The 14,672-nt window shown below is 65.6% G+C and carries 17 protein-coding genes; 10 read left to right on the top strand and 7 right to left on the bottom strand.

The window, feature by feature from the left end:
* Positions 1 to 7 precede the first annotated feature (7 nt).
* Entirely contained in the window at positions 8 to 991 is a 984-nt protein-coding gene (locus HOY44_RS04140) for a hypothetical protein (protein WP_287433202.1), read from the top strand.
* Between the two features lie 26 nt (positions 992 to 1,017).
* On the opposite strand, the gene HOY44_RS04135 is transcribed toward HOY44_RS04140, so the two are convergent.
* Positions 1,018 to 2,466 carry a cobyric acid synthase gene (locus HOY44_RS04135; protein WP_287433200.1) on the bottom strand — a complete coding sequence of 483 codons (1,449 nt, stop codon included), beginning with the start codon at positions 2,464 to 2,466 and terminating at the stop codon, positions 1,018 to 1,020.
* An 83-nt stretch (positions 2,467 to 2,549) separates the two neighbouring features.
* Here HOY44_RS04135 and HOY44_RS04130 point away from each other — a divergent pair, with 83 nt between their 5' ends.
* Together HOY44_RS04130 and HOY44_RS04125 are read left to right on the top strand one after the other, a co-directional pair.
* Positions 2,550 to 3,404 carry an arsenate reductase/protein-tyrosine-phosphatase family protein gene (locus HOY44_RS04130; RefSeq protein WP_287433198.1) on the top strand — a complete coding sequence of 285 codons (855 nt, stop codon included), beginning with the start codon at positions 2,550 to 2,552 and terminating at the stop codon, positions 3,402 to 3,404.
* Complete coding sequence (locus HOY44_RS04125; RefSeq protein ID WP_287433197.1) at positions 3,401 to 4,078, top strand: aquaporin; 678 nt, start codon at positions 3,401 to 3,403, stop codon at positions 4,076 to 4,078. The genes HOY44_RS04130 and HOY44_RS04125 overlap by 4 nt, the downstream gene beginning before the upstream one ends.
* Positions 4,079 to 4,137: 59 nt before the next feature.
* Here the strand turns inward: HOY44_RS04125 and HOY44_RS04120 are convergent, their stop codons facing one another.
* The gene (locus HOY44_RS04120) at positions 4,138 to 4,458 is read right to left on the bottom strand and encodes a DUF6280 family protein (RefSeq protein WP_008334725.1); all 321 of its coding nucleotides are present in this window, start codon (positions 4,456 to 4,458) and stop codon (positions 4,138 to 4,140) included.
* A gap of 218 nt (positions 4,459 to 4,676) precedes the next feature.
* On the opposite strand from HOY44_RS04120, the gene efp reads away from it, so the two are divergent.
* Positions 4,677 to 5,240, top strand: coding sequence for an elongation factor P (efp, locus tag HOY44_RS04115; protein WP_008334727.1), 564 nt, complete (start codon positions 4,677 to 4,679; stop codon positions 5,238 to 5,240).
* Positions 5,241 to 5,296: 56 nt separating this feature from the next.
* Here efp and HOY44_RS04110 read toward each other — a convergent pair whose 3' ends face one another.
* Together HOY44_RS04110 and ygfZ are read right to left on the bottom strand one after the other, a co-directional pair.
* Positions 5,297 to 6,103 carry a fructosamine kinase family protein gene (locus HOY44_RS04110; RefSeq protein ID WP_287433196.1) on the bottom strand — a complete coding sequence of 269 codons (807 nt, stop codon included), beginning with the start codon at positions 6,101 to 6,103 and terminating at the stop codon, positions 5,297 to 5,299.
* Positions 6,091 to 6,840: a CAF17-like 4Fe-4S cluster assembly/insertion protein YgfZ gene (ygfZ, locus tag HOY44_RS04105; protein WP_287433195.1), complete on the bottom strand. Its 750-nt coding sequence runs from the start codon at positions 6,838 to 6,840 to the stop codon at positions 6,091 to 6,093. Before ygfZ ends, HOY44_RS04110 begins: the two co-directional genes overlap by 13 nt.
* 61 nt (positions 6,841 to 6,901) lie before the next feature.
* Here ygfZ and HOY44_RS04100 point away from each other — a divergent pair, with 61 nt between their 5' ends.
* Both HOY44_RS04100 and HOY44_RS04095 read left to right on the top strand, forming a co-directional pair.
* Positions 6,902 to 7,576 (top strand): glycosyltransferase, encoded by a 675-nt coding sequence (locus HOY44_RS04100; RefSeq protein ID WP_287433194.1) that lies wholly within the window; start codon positions 6,902 to 6,904, stop codon positions 7,574 to 7,576.
* Positions 7,577 to 7,628: 52 nt separating this feature from the next.
* Entirely contained in the window at positions 7,629 to 8,822 is a 1,194-nt protein-coding gene (locus tag HOY44_RS04095; RefSeq protein ID WP_287433193.1) for a pyridoxal-phosphate-dependent aminotransferase family protein, read from the top strand.
* 2 nt (positions 8,823 to 8,824) lie between these two features.
* On the opposite strand, the gene HOY44_RS04090 is transcribed toward HOY44_RS04095, so the two are convergent.
* Positions 8,825 to 9,223: a hypothetical protein gene (locus HOY44_RS04090; protein WP_008334740.1), complete on the bottom strand. Its 399-nt coding sequence runs from the start codon at positions 9,221 to 9,223 to the stop codon at positions 8,825 to 8,827.
* Positions 9,220 to 10,251 (bottom strand): alkane 1-monooxygenase, encoded by a 1,032-nt coding sequence (locus HOY44_RS04085; RefSeq protein WP_287433190.1) that lies wholly within the window; start codon positions 10,249 to 10,251, stop codon positions 9,220 to 9,222. Before HOY44_RS04085 ends, HOY44_RS04090 begins: the two co-directional genes overlap by 4 nt.
* 116 nt (positions 10,252 to 10,367) lie before the next feature.
* On the opposite strand from HOY44_RS04085, the gene HOY44_RS04080 reads away from it, so the two are divergent.
* Both HOY44_RS04080 and ftsY read left to right on the top strand, forming a co-directional pair.
* Positions 10,368 to 10,994, top strand: a complete 627-nt coding sequence (locus HOY44_RS04080; RefSeq protein WP_171042846.1) for a lysoplasmalogenase family protein — start codon at positions 10,368 to 10,370, stop codon at positions 10,992 to 10,994.
* Positions 10,995 to 11,047: 53 nt separating this feature from the next.
* Complete coding sequence (gene ftsY, locus HOY44_RS04075) at positions 11,048 to 12,409, top strand: signal recognition particle-docking protein FtsY (protein WP_287433188.1); 1,362 nt, start codon at positions 11,048 to 11,050, stop codon at positions 12,407 to 12,409.
* Between the two features lie 3 nt (positions 12,410 to 12,412).
* Here ftsY and HOY44_RS04070 read toward each other — a convergent pair whose 3' ends face one another.
* Positions 12,413 to 12,931: a hypothetical protein gene (locus tag HOY44_RS04070; protein WP_287433187.1), complete on the bottom strand. Its 519-nt coding sequence runs from the start codon at positions 12,929 to 12,931 to the stop codon at positions 12,413 to 12,415.
* A gap of 286 nt (positions 12,932 to 13,217) precedes the next feature.
* Between HOY44_RS04070 and HOY44_RS04065 the strand changes: the two genes are divergently transcribed.
* Both HOY44_RS04065 and HOY44_RS04060 read left to right on the top strand, forming a co-directional pair.
* Positions 13,218 to 13,760 (top strand): hypothetical protein, encoded by a 543-nt coding sequence (locus HOY44_RS04065; protein ID WP_287433186.1) that lies wholly within the window; start codon positions 13,218 to 13,220, stop codon positions 13,758 to 13,760.
* A 9-nt stretch (positions 13,761 to 13,769) separates the two neighbouring features.
* Positions 13,770 to 14,672 carry an EamA family transporter gene (locus tag HOY44_RS04060; protein WP_287433185.1) on the top strand — a complete coding sequence of 301 codons (903 nt, stop codon included), beginning with the start codon at positions 13,770 to 13,772 and terminating at the stop codon, positions 14,670 to 14,672.

Here is a 14,672-nt window from a genome sequence, read left to right as displayed (position 1 = left end):
CGAATCCATGTCGGAACCGGTAACCAACGCTGAAATCGAAGACGTGCTGTCCGCAGTGCGCCGACTCGTGTCGGAAAGCGGTGCGCCGCGGCGTGAGGAACGTCGCCGTGAACCGGTCGGAAAACTCGTGCTTACACCGGCTTTCCGCGTCGATACGGTGGCCGATCCCGTCGTGACGAACAAGGCGGACCCGGCGGCTATGACCGACGCACAAGGGCACGATACCGCCGAGGCCGACACGTCGCAGCCTGCGGAAAAACCGATGGCTTCGGTCGAATCGCTCGTCCAGCGTGCCGTGTCCGCCGCACCCGAGCCGGTGGACCAGGACACGGATGAGGACTGGGACGAGCCGGAAGTGGCTTTGTCGTCCGATGAAAGCGAGTCGGTCGAGGACGATGTGCCCGAGGCCGGCTTCGTCGAGGTGAACGATGAGGACGAACTCGTCTCGTCGCTCGAAGACCGGATCGCGGAACTGGAATCCGTGGTGACCGACAGCACGACGCAGGATTGGGAACCCGATGGCTCGGAAGAGCAGGACGGACCTGCGACCGTGATCTTCCGTCACGCAGGGGCCGCCGCAGGACCGCGTTTCGACGAACCGGACCAGGCTGAGCCTGTGGACGAGAAGCCGGTGGTCGATCTGCCGGACCCCGACCCGATGGGCGTTGCCGAGGCCGCCGAGATCGACGTGCAGGAGTGGGAGGATGTCGTCGACACGCCCACGGCCTATGCGGTGCCCGATATCGACGAGGACGAAGACGATTACGATGCGCCCTATGCGGCGGAACCAGAGCAGGTCATGGGCGACTATGAGATCGGCGAAAACACCGCCGACGACATGGTGATCGACGAGGACATGCTGCGCGAAATCGTCGGACGGCTGGTTCGCGAGGAACTGCAAGGCACGATGGGCGAGCGCATCACGCGCAATCTGCGCCGCATGGTCCGCCGTGAAATCGCACGCGCCATTGCGCTCAAGGATTTCGACTGAACGACGTCAGTCTTTCGAAGTAAGGATCAACGTGCCAGCGCGAAAAGGGCGCTGACGTCGAGATGCGTTTCGAGGTGATCGGCCAGCGCATCCAACGTCGCGTCCACCGCTGCGCCGTAGGACATATCCGATGTCGGCGCCCCGAGCCTCGCCAGAAAAACCCGGCGAAACGCGTCTGAATCGAACATTCCATGCAGGTATGACCCGCGAACCCGGCCCGTCGCATCGGCGGCGCCCTCGGCTTTTCCAGACACGGTCAGCCAGCCGCGCGACGTGTCGGGCCCCTCGGTCTTGCCCAGATGGATTTCGTAGCCCGTCAGACCGATCCCGCTTTCGCGGTCGACCGCCTCGGTGAGCGCAAGGCGTTTTTCCGGCTCCAGTGTCGTGACCACGTCGAGGTGCCCCAGCCCCTCGACCTCCCCCGGCGGACCTTCGAGCCCGTCTGTGTCCACGATCCGCCGCCCAAGCATCTGATACCCGCCGCAGAGGCCCAGAACGTGACCGCCGCGCCGGATGTGGGCGGCAAGGTCGATGTCCCACCCCTGCGCCCGGAAATGGGCAAGGTCCGCGATCGTGGATTTCGAGCCGGGGATCAGGACGAGGTCGGCATCACCGGGCAGCGGCGTTCCCGCCGCTATGATCTCGACCGAGACTCCCGGTTCGGCCGCCAACGGGTCCAGATCGTCGAAATTCGCTATGCGGTTCAGGCGCGGCACAACGACCTTGAAGGTGCCGCCGGGGCGGGGGGAGGCGAGGTCCATGATATCCTCGGCAGGCAGACGCCACGCCTCGGCGAACCACGGCACGACGCCCAGCGACGGCCATGCCGTGTGCCGCGTGATCTCGACCAGCCCATCGTCGAACAGCGTCGGGTCACCGCGGAACTTGTTGATGAGGAACGCGACGATCCGGTCGCGGTCGGACGCGGGCAGGACGACATGGGTGCCGACCAGTTGCGCGATCACGCCGCCCCGGTCGATGTCGCCCGCCAGCACGACGGGCACGTTGGCGGCTTCGGCAAAGCCCATGTTGGCGATGTCGCCCGCCCGCAGGTTCACCTCCGCCGGGCTGCCCGCCCCCTCGACCAGAACGAGATCCACATCGGCGCGCAGACGCTGAAAGCTGTCCAGCACGCGGGGCATCAGGTCGCCCTTCATCCGCCCGTAATCGCGCGCCTTGATGGTGGCAAGACGCTGTCCCTGCACGATCACCTGCGCCCCGGTGTCGGTCTCGGGCTTGAGGAGCACGGGGTTCATGTCGACCACCGGATCGCGGCGCGCGGCCCTTGCCTGCAAGGCCTGCGCCCGCCCGATCTCCCCCCCGTCGACGGTGACGGCGGCGTTGTTCGACATGTTCTGCGGCTTGAAGGGCGCGACCGACATGCCGCGCCGGACCGCGGCGCGTGCCAGACCCGCGACGAGCATCGACTTGCCCACGTTCGAACCCGCGCCCTGTATCATGATCGCCTTTGCCATACCCCCGGTTAGCGCGTCCTCAGCGCAAGGGAAAGCGTGTAGAATCGCTTGACAGGAATCAAAATATCGGGAAATCCAGAAATATGGATACAAACCGCGCCACAACCGCCTTTGCCGCCCTGTCGCAGCCGCTTCGCCTCGACGCGTTCCGCCTTATCGTCGCGGCAGGTCCACAAGGCCTGCTTGCCGGTGAGATCGCCGAAGCGATGGGGTCCAAGCAGAACACCATGTCCACCAACCTCGCCCAGTTGCGCGAGGCGGGGCTGTTGGTGTCGCGCCGCGAGGGGCGGGGGGTGCGCTATGCCGCCGACCTCGTGGCGGTTCGGGGGCTCGCCGGGTTCCTGCTGGATGAGTGCTGCGGGGGGCAGCCGGAGCTGTGTGCGCCGGGCCGACCGGGCGAGCTGGGTCGAATGGAGGGCTATGCCATGACCGACAAGAAGAACGTGCTGTTTTTGTGCCACGGCAATTCGGCGCGCTCGCTGATCGCCGAGACGATCCTGAACGCCGAGGCGGGGGACCGGTTCCGCGCCTTTTCCGCCGGGGCCGAGCCGAAATCCGGCCCCCATCCCTACACCATCGACCTGCTCAAGACGCTTGGTCACGACGTGTCCGGCCTGCGCTCGAAAAGCTGGGACGAGTTCGGGTTGGCCGAGGCGCCGGAAATGGATTTCGTGTTCACCGTCTGCGACAAGGCGGCGGGGGCCACCTGCCCGGTGTGGCCCGGCCAGCCGATGAGCGCGCATTGGGGTGTGCCGGACCCGGTCGGGGCACAGGGCAACGAAGCCGAAAAGCGCTTGGCCTTCTCCGACGCATACCGGATGCTGCGCAACCGCATTCTGGCCTTCACCGCCCTGCCGCTCGCCGCACTGGACAGCCTGTCGCTCAAGCGCGAACTCGACGATATCGGAGGCATGGGCGCCGAGGAGCGCGCCACGTGACGCCCGATGTGCCACGCAAGCTTGTGGCCGAGGCGTTAGGAACCGCGCTTCTGGTCGCGACCGTGGTCGGCTCGGGGATTATGGCTGACGCGTTGAGCCCGGATGACGCGGTCGCGCTGATCGGGAACACGCTGGCGACCGGCGCGATCCTCGTCGTGCTCATCACCGTCCTCGGCCCTGTGTCCGGCGCGCATTTCAACCCGGCGGTCACGCTGGCCTTTCTGGTGCGCGGCGGGATCGAACCAAAGCTTGCCGGGGCCTATGTCGCGGTCCAGATCGCGGGCGGGATCGTCGGGACGCTTCTGGCCCATGCGATGTTCGATCTGGACCTCGTACAGGTGGCGACACAGGTGCGCGCAGGCCCGCCGCAATGGCTGGCCGAGGTCGTGGCGACCTTCGGGCTTCTCATGGCGATCCTCGGCGGGCTCAGGGCCCGGCCCGATGCCGTCCCCGCGCTGGTCGGACTTTACATATCGGCGGGCTACTGGTTCACGGCGTCGACATCTTTCGCCAACCCCGCCGTCGCGATTGCACGCAGTCTGACCGATACCTTCGCGGGTATCCGCCCGGTCGATCTGCCGGGTTTCGTGGTGGCCCAATGCGCGGGCAGCCTGATCGCGGTGGTCCTTGTCGGATGGCTCTTGGCGGACCGGCCCCGCGCGAACGCCGTGTGACAAACAGAAAAGCGCGCCCCCCAGGGACGCGCTTTTCTCGTAGCCGGTGATCGTTCGGATCAGGCGGCTTCGGCAGCTTCCGCAGCGTGGCGACGCTCACTCTCTTCACGCGAGAGGGCGACCGAGGTGCGCACACCTTTACCCACGAATTCCATCAGTCCCGAGACGACGCGTTCGTTCGGGTCGATGCCGGCGCAGGACAACACTTCGCGCCCATCGCGCGAGCGGGCCCAGCGGGCGATCTGCTCAGGACCATTGCCGTATTTCTTGTCATCCGCGATCGCGTCATCGAGCGCGGCAAGAACCACCGCCGCAAACAGTTTGCGGGCCCGGTTCCCTTGTTCATGATTGAAGGCAGTACCGTCGACGTTGTCGAGCATTCCCAGTCCTTTTGTTGTTCTTGTCTTGCACTTGCTGGCGTGCTGGCCAATATGCGGTTTTGTATCCGATTCGATATGGACCTCAGCGCATGGCTGCCATGCGTATAGCGCATACCTTGCCATGAGGACACACTAATTCTAGTCGGCTTGCAGGCAGCCAGTCCCCCGGATATAGGTGCCGCCAAATCTTCGTCAACCTTTTGCCACGGTTTCGCCACATGCCCAAAATCAACGGAAACGAAATTCGTCCCGGTAACGTGCTGGAGCACAACGACGGTCTCTGGGCCGCCGTGAAAGTCGATCATGTGAAGCCCGGCAAGGGCGGCGCCTTCGCTCAGGTCGAACTTCGCAACCTTCGTAACGGGTCAAAGCTTAACGAACGGTTCCGCTCCGCCGACAAGGTCGAGCGCGTGCGTCTCGAGCAGAAAGACATGCAATTCCTGTATGAATCCGACGGGATGCTGACCTTCATGGACACCGAGACCTTCGATCAGGTCGAGCTTCCGGCCGAGATCCTCGGCGACCGTCGCCCCTTCCTTCAGGACGGCATGACCATCGTGGTCGAGTTCCACGATACCGAGGCGTTGAACGCGACCCTGCCGCAGAAAGTGACCTGCACCATCGAAGAGACCGAGCCGGTCGTCAAAGGTCAGACCGCCGCCAACAGCTTCAAGCCCGCGCTGCTCGACAATGGCGTGCGCATCACCGTGCCGCCCTTCGTCGGTCAGGGTGAAGCGATCATCGTGAACACTGAAACCATGGAATATTCCGAGCGCGCCTGACGCGACGGAATGCGCGGAATTGAGCGGCCCCGGCGCTCTCCGGGGCCGTTTTGCGTTCAGACGCCCAGTTCTTTCAGCAGCCTGTCGACCATGCCGCGATAACTGGCGCCGAACAGTCTGAGGTGCACGAGAGCCGGCCAGAGCGTGTAGACCGCGCGCCGCGTTTCCCATCCCGGTTCGAGCGGTCCATAGGCCTCGTCGAAGCCGCGACCGGGGCTTCCGAACAGGTGAAGCATGGCAAGGTCGACCTCGCGGTCGCCGTAATAGCACGCCGGGTCGATGAAATGGACGCCGCCCTCGGGTCCGCAAAGCAGGTTGCCGGTCCACAGGTCGCCATGCAGCAGGGCAGGGCGCGGCGCGGCTGGCAGAAGGTGCGGAAGACGTTCGGCCAGATTTGCCAATCGTGGCGCGACCCCGCCGGGCAGATAGGGCGCATGGGCAAGCAAGCGGCGCGAGGCCCAGAAATCGGGCCAGTCCGTCGTTTCGGCGTTCGAAATTTCGACGTTCCCGAAAGCGTAGTCCTCATTCCAGCCATAGTTCGTGCCGGTCGCGCCATGCATAATGGCAAGCGCCTCGCCCGCCTTCGCCCAGGCGGTCGGCTGGGGTGCGCCTTCGTCCAGTGCTTCGATCAACAGAATGTTTCGCGCGACCCCGACCACATCGGGCACGGGCGCGCCGGTTTCGGCCATCGCGGTGAGCATCCGCGCCTCGCGATCCACCAGCGGGCCGGACTTGGCGACGACGCGTCCGCCGCCCTGTAGCGTGACGAGGGTGACCGCCGACAGATCGCCGCCATGAAGGGGGCGGCGGGCCGCAATGCGGTCGCCGGTCAGGTCGAGGATCGCGTGGTCTAGCGCGTCCATGTGACGGTCGCGTCACCGGCGGTCATCGGCTTCTCGGCCCGGTCGAACCGCAGATAGGCGATGGCACGGTCGCCCGCGCAGGTGTGGAGCACACCCGCCGGCTTCCCGTCGTCGGTCGTGATCTCGGTCCCCGGTTCGGCCTCGCCGTCGACCGCCACGGTCACGAACCCTTTGCGCAGTTCCGTCTTGTGCTTCATGCGCGCTGTGACTTCCTGCCCGACGAAACAGCCTTTCTTGAAATCCACGCCGTTCAGCCGGTCGAAACCGGCTTCCAGAATGAAGGTGTCCGGCGTCAGCTCCGTGCCGGAGGCGGGCACGTTCAACTCGACCCGCAACGCCTCCCAGTCCATTGTGGGGGCGTCGCCGGGCGTGTCGGAATAAAGCCGCCAGCCAAGCGCCGCGTGGCGCGGATCGGGAAAGGCACCCTCGGGCATATCCTTGCGCCCGCGCAGCGCGAAAAGCTCGGTCGGCTCGATCTGCACATCGGCGCGCAGCTTGTACATTGTCAGCCGCTGGCCCAGCGTTTGGGCAAGGTCGCTGTCCACGTCGATGAGCAGCGCGTCGCCCACATCGACCATGAAGAAGTCGGCGATATACTTGCCCTGCGGCGTCTGAAGCGCGGCATAGGCAATGCCGCCGGGTTTGACGTTGTTGGTGACGAGATTGTCCAGAAATTTCACGCGGTCGGCGCCGGTGATCCTGAAAATCGTCCGGTTTTCATGGGTTTCCCCGGTCATCGCTTTCCCCTGTCGGTGTTGCGGTTAATATAGGCGCTCCACCGTCAGGCGAAAGGCCCCGATGCGCGCGCGACTTTCCATCGTGATCCCGACCTTGAACGCGGAAGCCACGCTGCCCGCCGTTCTGATCGCGCTCATGGAGGGGGTCGAGGCGAGTCTCGTGCGCGAGTTGATCGTGACCGATGGCGGGTCGCAGGATGCGACACGCGCGATCGCCGAGGAGGTCGGGGCGATCTGGATCGCGGGGGATGCGGGGCGCGGCGGGCAACTCGAACGCGGTTGCGCCAAGGCGGGCGGCGACTGGATGCTGGTGCTGCACGCCGACAGCGTTCCGGGGCCGGGCTGGGTCGAAGCGGTCGAGCGCGGCATGCTGCGCGGCGGGCCCGGGTATTTCCGCCTGCGCTTCGCCGCACGGGGCCTCGCCCCACGCCTGACCGCCGGTTGGGCCAACCTGCGCTCCGCCCTTTTCGGGCTTTCCTTCGGGGATCAGGGATTGCTCGTCTCCCGGGCCGCCTACATGGAGGCGGGCGGCTATCCCGATGTCCCGCTGATGGAGGACATGGCGCTTGTGCGCGCTCTGCCACGCCCACGCCCGCTGGATGCATGGGTCGAAACGAGTTGGACGCGCTACCGGGGCCGCTGGCTGGCCCAAGGCAGCCGAAACCTGATCCGTCAGGCGCGTTTCCTCGCAGGGGCCGATCCGGCCAAACTCGCCCGCGGCTACCGGACCGATTGACCTTGCCCGATGCCGGGGCTACCGATTTGGCCTCGGAAAACCGGAGCCTCCCATGAACCTGTCATTCGGCCGCGATTACCTTGCCATCCCCGGCCCCTCGGTGTCCCCCGAGCGGGTGCTGAACGCGATGCACACCTCGGCCCCCAATATCTACGAGGGCGCCTTGGTCGACATGGTGGCCGACATGGTGCCGGACCTGAAGGCGGTCGCGCGGACCCAAGGCCATGTCGCGATCTATATCGCGAACGGGCACGGCGCATGGGAAGCGGCCGCGATGAACCTTCTCGCCCCCGGCGACATGGCGCTGGTGCTCGACACCGGGCGGTTCGCGGGCATCTGGGGCACGGTCTGCGAGAGGCTGGGCGTCAAAACGCAACTCATCGACTTCGGCAAGAAATCCGCCGTCATCCCGGAGCGGGTCGAGGCCGCGCTTCGCGCCGATACCGAACACAGGATCAAGGCCGTGCTGACGGTGCAGACCGATACCGCCACCGGCGTGCGCAACGATATCCCCCTCCTGCGCGAAGCGATCGACGCGGCCGAGCATCCCGCGCTTCTCATGGTTGATTGCATCGCCTCGCTCGCCTGCGACGTCTACGAGATGGATGCCTGGGGCGTCGATGTGACGGTGGCCGCCAGCCAGAAAGGGCTGATGACGCCCCCCGGTCTGGGTTTCGTGTTTCTGAACGACAAGGCGCGGGCGGCGCAGAACCCGAATGTCAGTTATTATTGGGACTGGGCCCCGCGGATCGAGCCGGAGCGGTTTTACCAGTTCTTCGGGGGCACCGCGCCCACGCATCACCTGCTGGGCCTGCGCGCCGCGCTCGACCTGATCGCGGAAGAGGGCGGGATCGAAGCGGTCTGGAAACGCCACGCCGTGCTCGCCCGCACGGCATGGGCCGCGTTCGAGGCTTGGGGACAAGGCGGACCGATGGAGATCAACGTGGCCGACCCCGCCATGCGCTCCCACGCGGTGACGGCGTTGAGCCTTGGCGCCCATGACGGCAGCCGCCTGCGCCGTTGGGTGCAGGACAACGGCGGCGTGACGCTGGGCATCGGGCTTGGCATGTCGGCGCCGGGCGATCCGAACGGCGACGGGTTTTTCCGGCTCGGCCACATGGGCCACATCAACGCTCACATGATGCTGGGCGCGCTGGGCGTGATCGAATCCGGGCTCAAGGCGCTTTCCATCCCGCATGGCGAAGGCGCCTTGTCCGCCGCCGCGCAGGTGATCGCCGGGGCCTGAGGTCAGACGCCGACTTCGGGGCCGAGGCACAGAAGCGGTTCTTCGCTTTCCCCGGTTTCGTAAAGCTCCTCGTATTCCGGGTTGTTCTCGAACCGGGCGACCAGTGTCGAGCCACGCAGGAAGAACGACCAGCACTGCGGCTCGGGGTTGTCCTCGTAGATGAAGCAGATGTTGCCGTCGTCGGGATACCAGTGCCCCGACTTGCAGCGCCCGTCGAGGAAGGACCAGCGCACGGTTCGGCCCGGCAGGTAATCTTCGCCGCCGTAGTTCTGCCCGTCGAAGCCGTACATCAGCGTCTTGCCGGTCACATATTCCTCGAACTGCTGCGGGGTGAGGCGTTCGCTTTCCGCGGCGACGGCTGTCAGCGGCAGGCAGAAGGCGAGCAGGGCGGCGCGGATCATGCGGGGCGTCCTTTGTATCGGGCGAGCACCGGGTTCATCACCCGACGCCAGAGTTTCGGAAACAGCGCGAGCGCGGCCATCGCGGGCAACGTCGACGGCAGGGTGGGCGCATCGTCATGGGCGGCCAGTGCCGGGTAGGGCCGCGACGGGTGCGCATGGTGGTCGGAGTGGCGCGGCGCGTTCAGCATCAGGTGGCGCGAGAACCAGTGCCCGGCGTTCCAGCTGTGCTGCGGGCCGACTGGCTCCAACTTGCCGTTTTCGCGGTTGGTGCGCGTCAACCCGTAGTGCTGGACGTAGTCGGACAGAAGAAGCTGGGTGGTCGCATACCACGACAGGAGGAGATGCGCGCCCAGCCCGGCCCAGCCCCAGACGATCGCCGAGGCCGCGACGAAGGCCAAGGCCCCGGCGCAATAGGTGACATAGGGGTTGAACCCGCCCGTGCCCCGTCGCGCGAGGTCGGCCTTTTCCGCGCGATACCCTTCGATGAAACTCCCCAGCCACGCGCGGCGCGAAAACGAATAGAACCCCTCGTTCTCGCGCGCCGAGTTCGGGTCTTGCCGTGACGCGGCATACCGATGGTGCACCTTGGTATGCGCCGAGGTGTGGTGCCCGAACAAAAGCGAGATATAGACCCATTTCCCAAGCTCGAAGAGCGGGCGCCGGGTCCGGTGGATCAACTCATGCGCGTTCGAATTGGACACCTGCCCGAAGAACAGCCCTGCGGCCGCGAATAGCGCGAACCAATTCGCCGGATGCAGCCCACCGGTCGCCAAAGCCCGGATGACCAGTGCCAGCAGCACGAAATGCAGAATGGCGAGCATAGCCGACAGCCCGTCGGCGGCGGGCAATTCGCGGGTCGGGTCGGCGGGCGGGTCCATCGCCCGGATCAACTGATCCATGCCGAAGGTGAAAAGCGTCATGTAAAGGAACGCGGCCCAGACCCATGCCCCGCCCGCGACCGCGCCGACCGCGATCAGCACGACCGGGGTCAGGGTGGCGAAGGCATAGGCACGGACCGGATGGTTCATGCCCAAATGATACCGCCCGTGCCGCGCTGCGGAAAGAGCCTGTTGGGACTGCGGCAAATGAAACCTTGACCTGTGGCGGCCTCTCGCCATTCTGCCGCGCGGGGGAAGGAGACGTCATGATCGCACCTCTGCTCGTCTGGACCGGCATCCTCGCAGCACTGGTCTATCTGCCGATGACCGAGGACGAGCCGAATTGGCCACGCACCGTGGTCAAGGCTCTGCCGCTCATATTCTTCGCCTATGCGGCGTGGCAGGCCGGGAACACCGCCTTCCTCGTCGCGGGGCTGTTCCTGTCGGCGCTGGGCGACATGGCGCTGTCGCGGACCGGGCGTCAGACGTTCCTGTTCGGTCTCGCCGCTTTCGCATTGGCGCACCTGCTTTACGTGTTTCACTTTCTGGTGCTGTCGCAGTCGCCGCTGTGGGAGGCCTTCGTGCTGAACACGCCGATGGCGGTGTTTCTCGTGGCCTACGCTCTAGCGGCAGAGGTGTGGCTCATCCCCTACACGATGGAACTCAGGTGGCCGGTGCGCGCCTATGTCGTGCTCATCACGCTCATGGGCCTTGCCGCGCTGACCATGCCGATGGGGACCGCCTTTCTGGGGGCCGCGTTCTTCATCGCCTCCGACACGCTGCTGGCCTTCCAACTCTTCCGGCTGGACGAGGACAATCCGCTGACGGGCCGGATCGGTTGGGCGATCTGGATCGCCTACATCGCGGGGCAGGCGATGATCCTGTCGGCCTGAGGCTTCCATATCGGGGAAATCGCGATTAGGTGAAAACGAACTGCGGAGGCGTCATGTCGTTTTTTTCTAAACTCAAGGACCGGTTGACCAAATCCTCGTCCAAGCTGGAACAGGGGCTGGAGGCGATCGTCGAGGATGGCGGGGTCGAGGAAGAGGCCGTTTCGGCCCAGCCCGAACCGACGCCGACACCCGGTCCGACACCAGCGCCCGGGCCGGGGCCGGATGCGGAACCGGAGCCTGCGCCCGAGCCGACCCCGGAACCGGAAAACGTGCCCCAGCCCGATCCGGTGACCCAGCCGACCGAGCCGACGCCGGATACGCCGCCCACCGAGATTCCCACCCCGAACAGCGACCCGGTGCCCGACGCGCCGACCACACCGCCGCCGGGGCCGTCCGAGATCCCGCAAACGCCCGACGTAATGCCGGACCCGACGCCGATGGAAACGCCGCAACCGGCGGACCCGAAGCCGGACCTCACGCCGATGGAAATTCCCACGCAAAGCCCGGACACGGGCGAGACGCGGGGCGAAAAGCCGGGGTTCTTCGGACGCCTCATGGGGCGCGGCGCGGCCAAGACGACCGTGGTGCGCCGGGTGCTGGACGACGACATGCTCGAAAGCCTCGAGGAACTCATGATCGCCTCGGACATGGGCGTGGACACGGCCTTGCGCGTATCGGCCAACATCGCGGAGGGGCGTCTGGGCCGGAAGGTTTCCGTCGAGGAGATCAAGGAAATCCTCGCCAGCGAAATCGCGCGGGTGATGGAGCCTGTGGCCAAGCCGCTGCCGCTTTATCCGAACCGCCCGCAGGTCGTGCTGGTCGTCGGCGTCAACGGTGCGGGCAAGACCACGACCATCGGCAAGCTCGCCTCGCAGTTCCGCGCGGCGGGCAAGTCGGTGGTGATCGCGGCGGGCGACACGTTCCGCGCCGCTGCCGTCGAGCAGCTTCAGGTCTGGGGAGAACGCGCGGGCGTGCCGGTGCTGACCGCGCCCGAAGGGTCCGATCCCGCCTCGCTCGCCTTCGACGCGCTGACCAAGGCGCGGGCCGATGGTGCCGACCTGTTGATGATCGACACGGCGGGGCGGCTTCAGAACCGCGAAGACCTGATGGCGGAACTGGCCAAGATCGTCCGGGTCATCAAGAAGATCGACGACAGTGCGCCGCACAACACGCTTCTCGTGCTGGATGCCACCACCGGGCAGAACGCCCTGAGCCAGGTGCAGACCTTCCAGAAACTCGCCGATGTCTCCGGGCTGGTCATGACCAAACTCGACGGGACGGCGAAGGGCGGCGTGCTGGTGGCGCTGGCCGACAAGTTCGGCCTGCCGATCCATGCGATCGGCGTGGGCGAGCAGATCGACGATCTGGCACCCTTCGACCCCGACGATTTCGCCAAGGCGCTGACCGGGCTCTGACCCTTACGCGTTTTGGGCCGCGAGGTCATGCACCTCCTGCCGCAGGGCCCGCCTGGTTTCCGGGTCGAGCTTCATTTTGCGGGCGAGCCAGTCGACCGCCTTGTCCCTGTTCACAGTGCCATAGAACTCACGCTCGTCCTTCAACCCGTTGAGCTGTGAATAGATGACGAACAGACGGTGCAGCATCAGCATGGCGAGGTTCGGCACCACCACGGCGACAAGCCCCTCTTTCGGAACGTCCTCAAAGCTGCGCCGCTCCATCGCGACCCGCGCGGCATCGCTGGTGCCGGCCTTCACGAACCGCAGGTTTCCCCCGTCGATGATAGCGGGAAGGCCCACGTCCATGTCCGGCTCTTCGCCGTTCAGAATGCGTTTCCAAGGGTCGAGCATGTCACGATTGGAATAGGGGTCCGTGACGAGGATATGGATGACCTTGGCGGATTTGAGCAGCCTGAGTTTGTGTATCGTTCGGCTCCTGACGGAAATGACGGGGCGGACGGTCGAACCGGCACGCCGTGACAATAATACTCCCAGTATACATGGGCGCCCGATCACGCTGAATGTTTATCTTGCGTAAGTCTTTTGAATCCGAAGGGCCGAATCGCCGCGCGTTTCCCGGCGTGACCATAGGACCGAGCGGGCGTCGGCGGCGTGGATCGGCGCGGGATTTCCCTTGTTAACCGCTTTTCCCGGCGACGCAAAAAAAACCGGGACTTCTGCCCAATTGTTTTCAAATTCGACGGCTATGTGCGATATTGTCATCATCACAAGTCAGGTTTTCCTGACCACAACGAGCAGATTTCAGGGCATGGCCCGACGCAGAGCAACAGAACCCACGCTCCTTCTGAAAGGAACCCGCACCGCGATGTCCTTCGTCGCCGAGGCGCGGCGGCTTGCGATTTCCGATCCCTATCCCGAGGACGGGCAGGCGGGGTATTCGGTCATGGCCGACGTGCTGGCGCGGGCCGTGCTGTTTGCGAACTGGGAGGTGGTGGGCGCGGCCGCGCTGATCCGGGCGGGCGATACCGTGCGCGTGGCCGAGGCGGGGCTGATCGGGGCGTTTCGCACCGACGAATACATGCGCCGGCTGACCTGGCGGATGCTGGCGGACGCCGCTCACGAACTCGCCGATACGGTCGAGATACAGGATGCCTGGCGCGAGGCGCTGGATATCGCGCCCTTCATCAACCGCCGCCGCGTGAACCGGGCCGAGGACAAGGCGGCGCGCCCCATGCCGATCGGGCGGCTGACCATTCCCATGGATGCCGCGATGGCCGCACGTCTGGCCGACAGCGAGCGGCAGGGCAGGGGCCGCGGAATCCCTCGTGCACCTCGGGGAATGTCGCTGTAATCAGCGCGGATGAGCGAATGGATTCGCGGTCTCGAAGGCACCGAGGCCGGACATACGGCGGCCCTCGCGCTCGCGATACTCGCGGCCCTGCTTCACGCCCTTTTCGGTGCGCTCCAGAAGGGGCGGCATGATCCGTGGCTGTCGCGTGGGGCGATAGATGCCTCCTACGGCCTGATGGCCGCGCCGTTCGCGCTTTTCGTCGTGCCGTGGCCCGATCCCTCGCTGATCCCGCTTTTCGCGCTGATCATGGTGATCCACATCCTCTACAAGATCGCGCAGGGCGTGACCTATACGCTGGGAAGCTACACCGTGGTCTATCCGGTCGTGCGTGGCACCGGCCCGCTGTTCACCGTGATCGGGGCGGGTATCCTGTTCGGCGAGCATTTCACGGCAATTCAGTGGTTGGGCGTCGCGCTCCTCGTCTCAGCGATCTACGGCCTCGCGCTATACAACCTGAAGCACTGGCAGGTGGGGCGCGACAAGCTCAAGCCCGCGCTGGCCATGGCGGTGGTCACCGGGTTGTTCGTGGCGCTTTACACGACCGTCGATGCCTATGGCATCCGCGCCACCCCCGATCCGTTCACCTTTCTGGCGTGGTTCTTCATGCTCGACGGCATCACCTTCGCCATCGTCGCCGCGATCCGCTATGCGCGCATGTCCGACCGCCCCGCGCCCGGCCCTCTCGCGCTGCGGGGGCTGACCGGCGGGGTGGTCGCCTATTTCTCGTTCGGGTCCATCATGCTCGCCACCCGGCTCGACGATGTGGGCGAGGCGGCGGTGCTGCGCGAAACATCGACCGTATTCGCGGCCCTGATCGGCTGGCTGGTCTTGAAAGAGAGCACGGGGCCACGACGGGTCACACTCATGGGTTTGATCGCGCTGGGGGCTGTAATCGTCGAAATGGGGGGTTAA

It is taken from the genome of Maritimibacter sp., from assembly GCF_016774595.1.
GTDB lineage: Bacteria > Pseudomonadota > Alphaproteobacteria > Rhodobacterales > Rhodobacteraceae > Maritimibacter > Maritimibacter alkaliphilus.
Note: the sequence above shows the minus strand (reverse complement) of the source record. Positions and strands in the feature narration are given on the sequence as shown.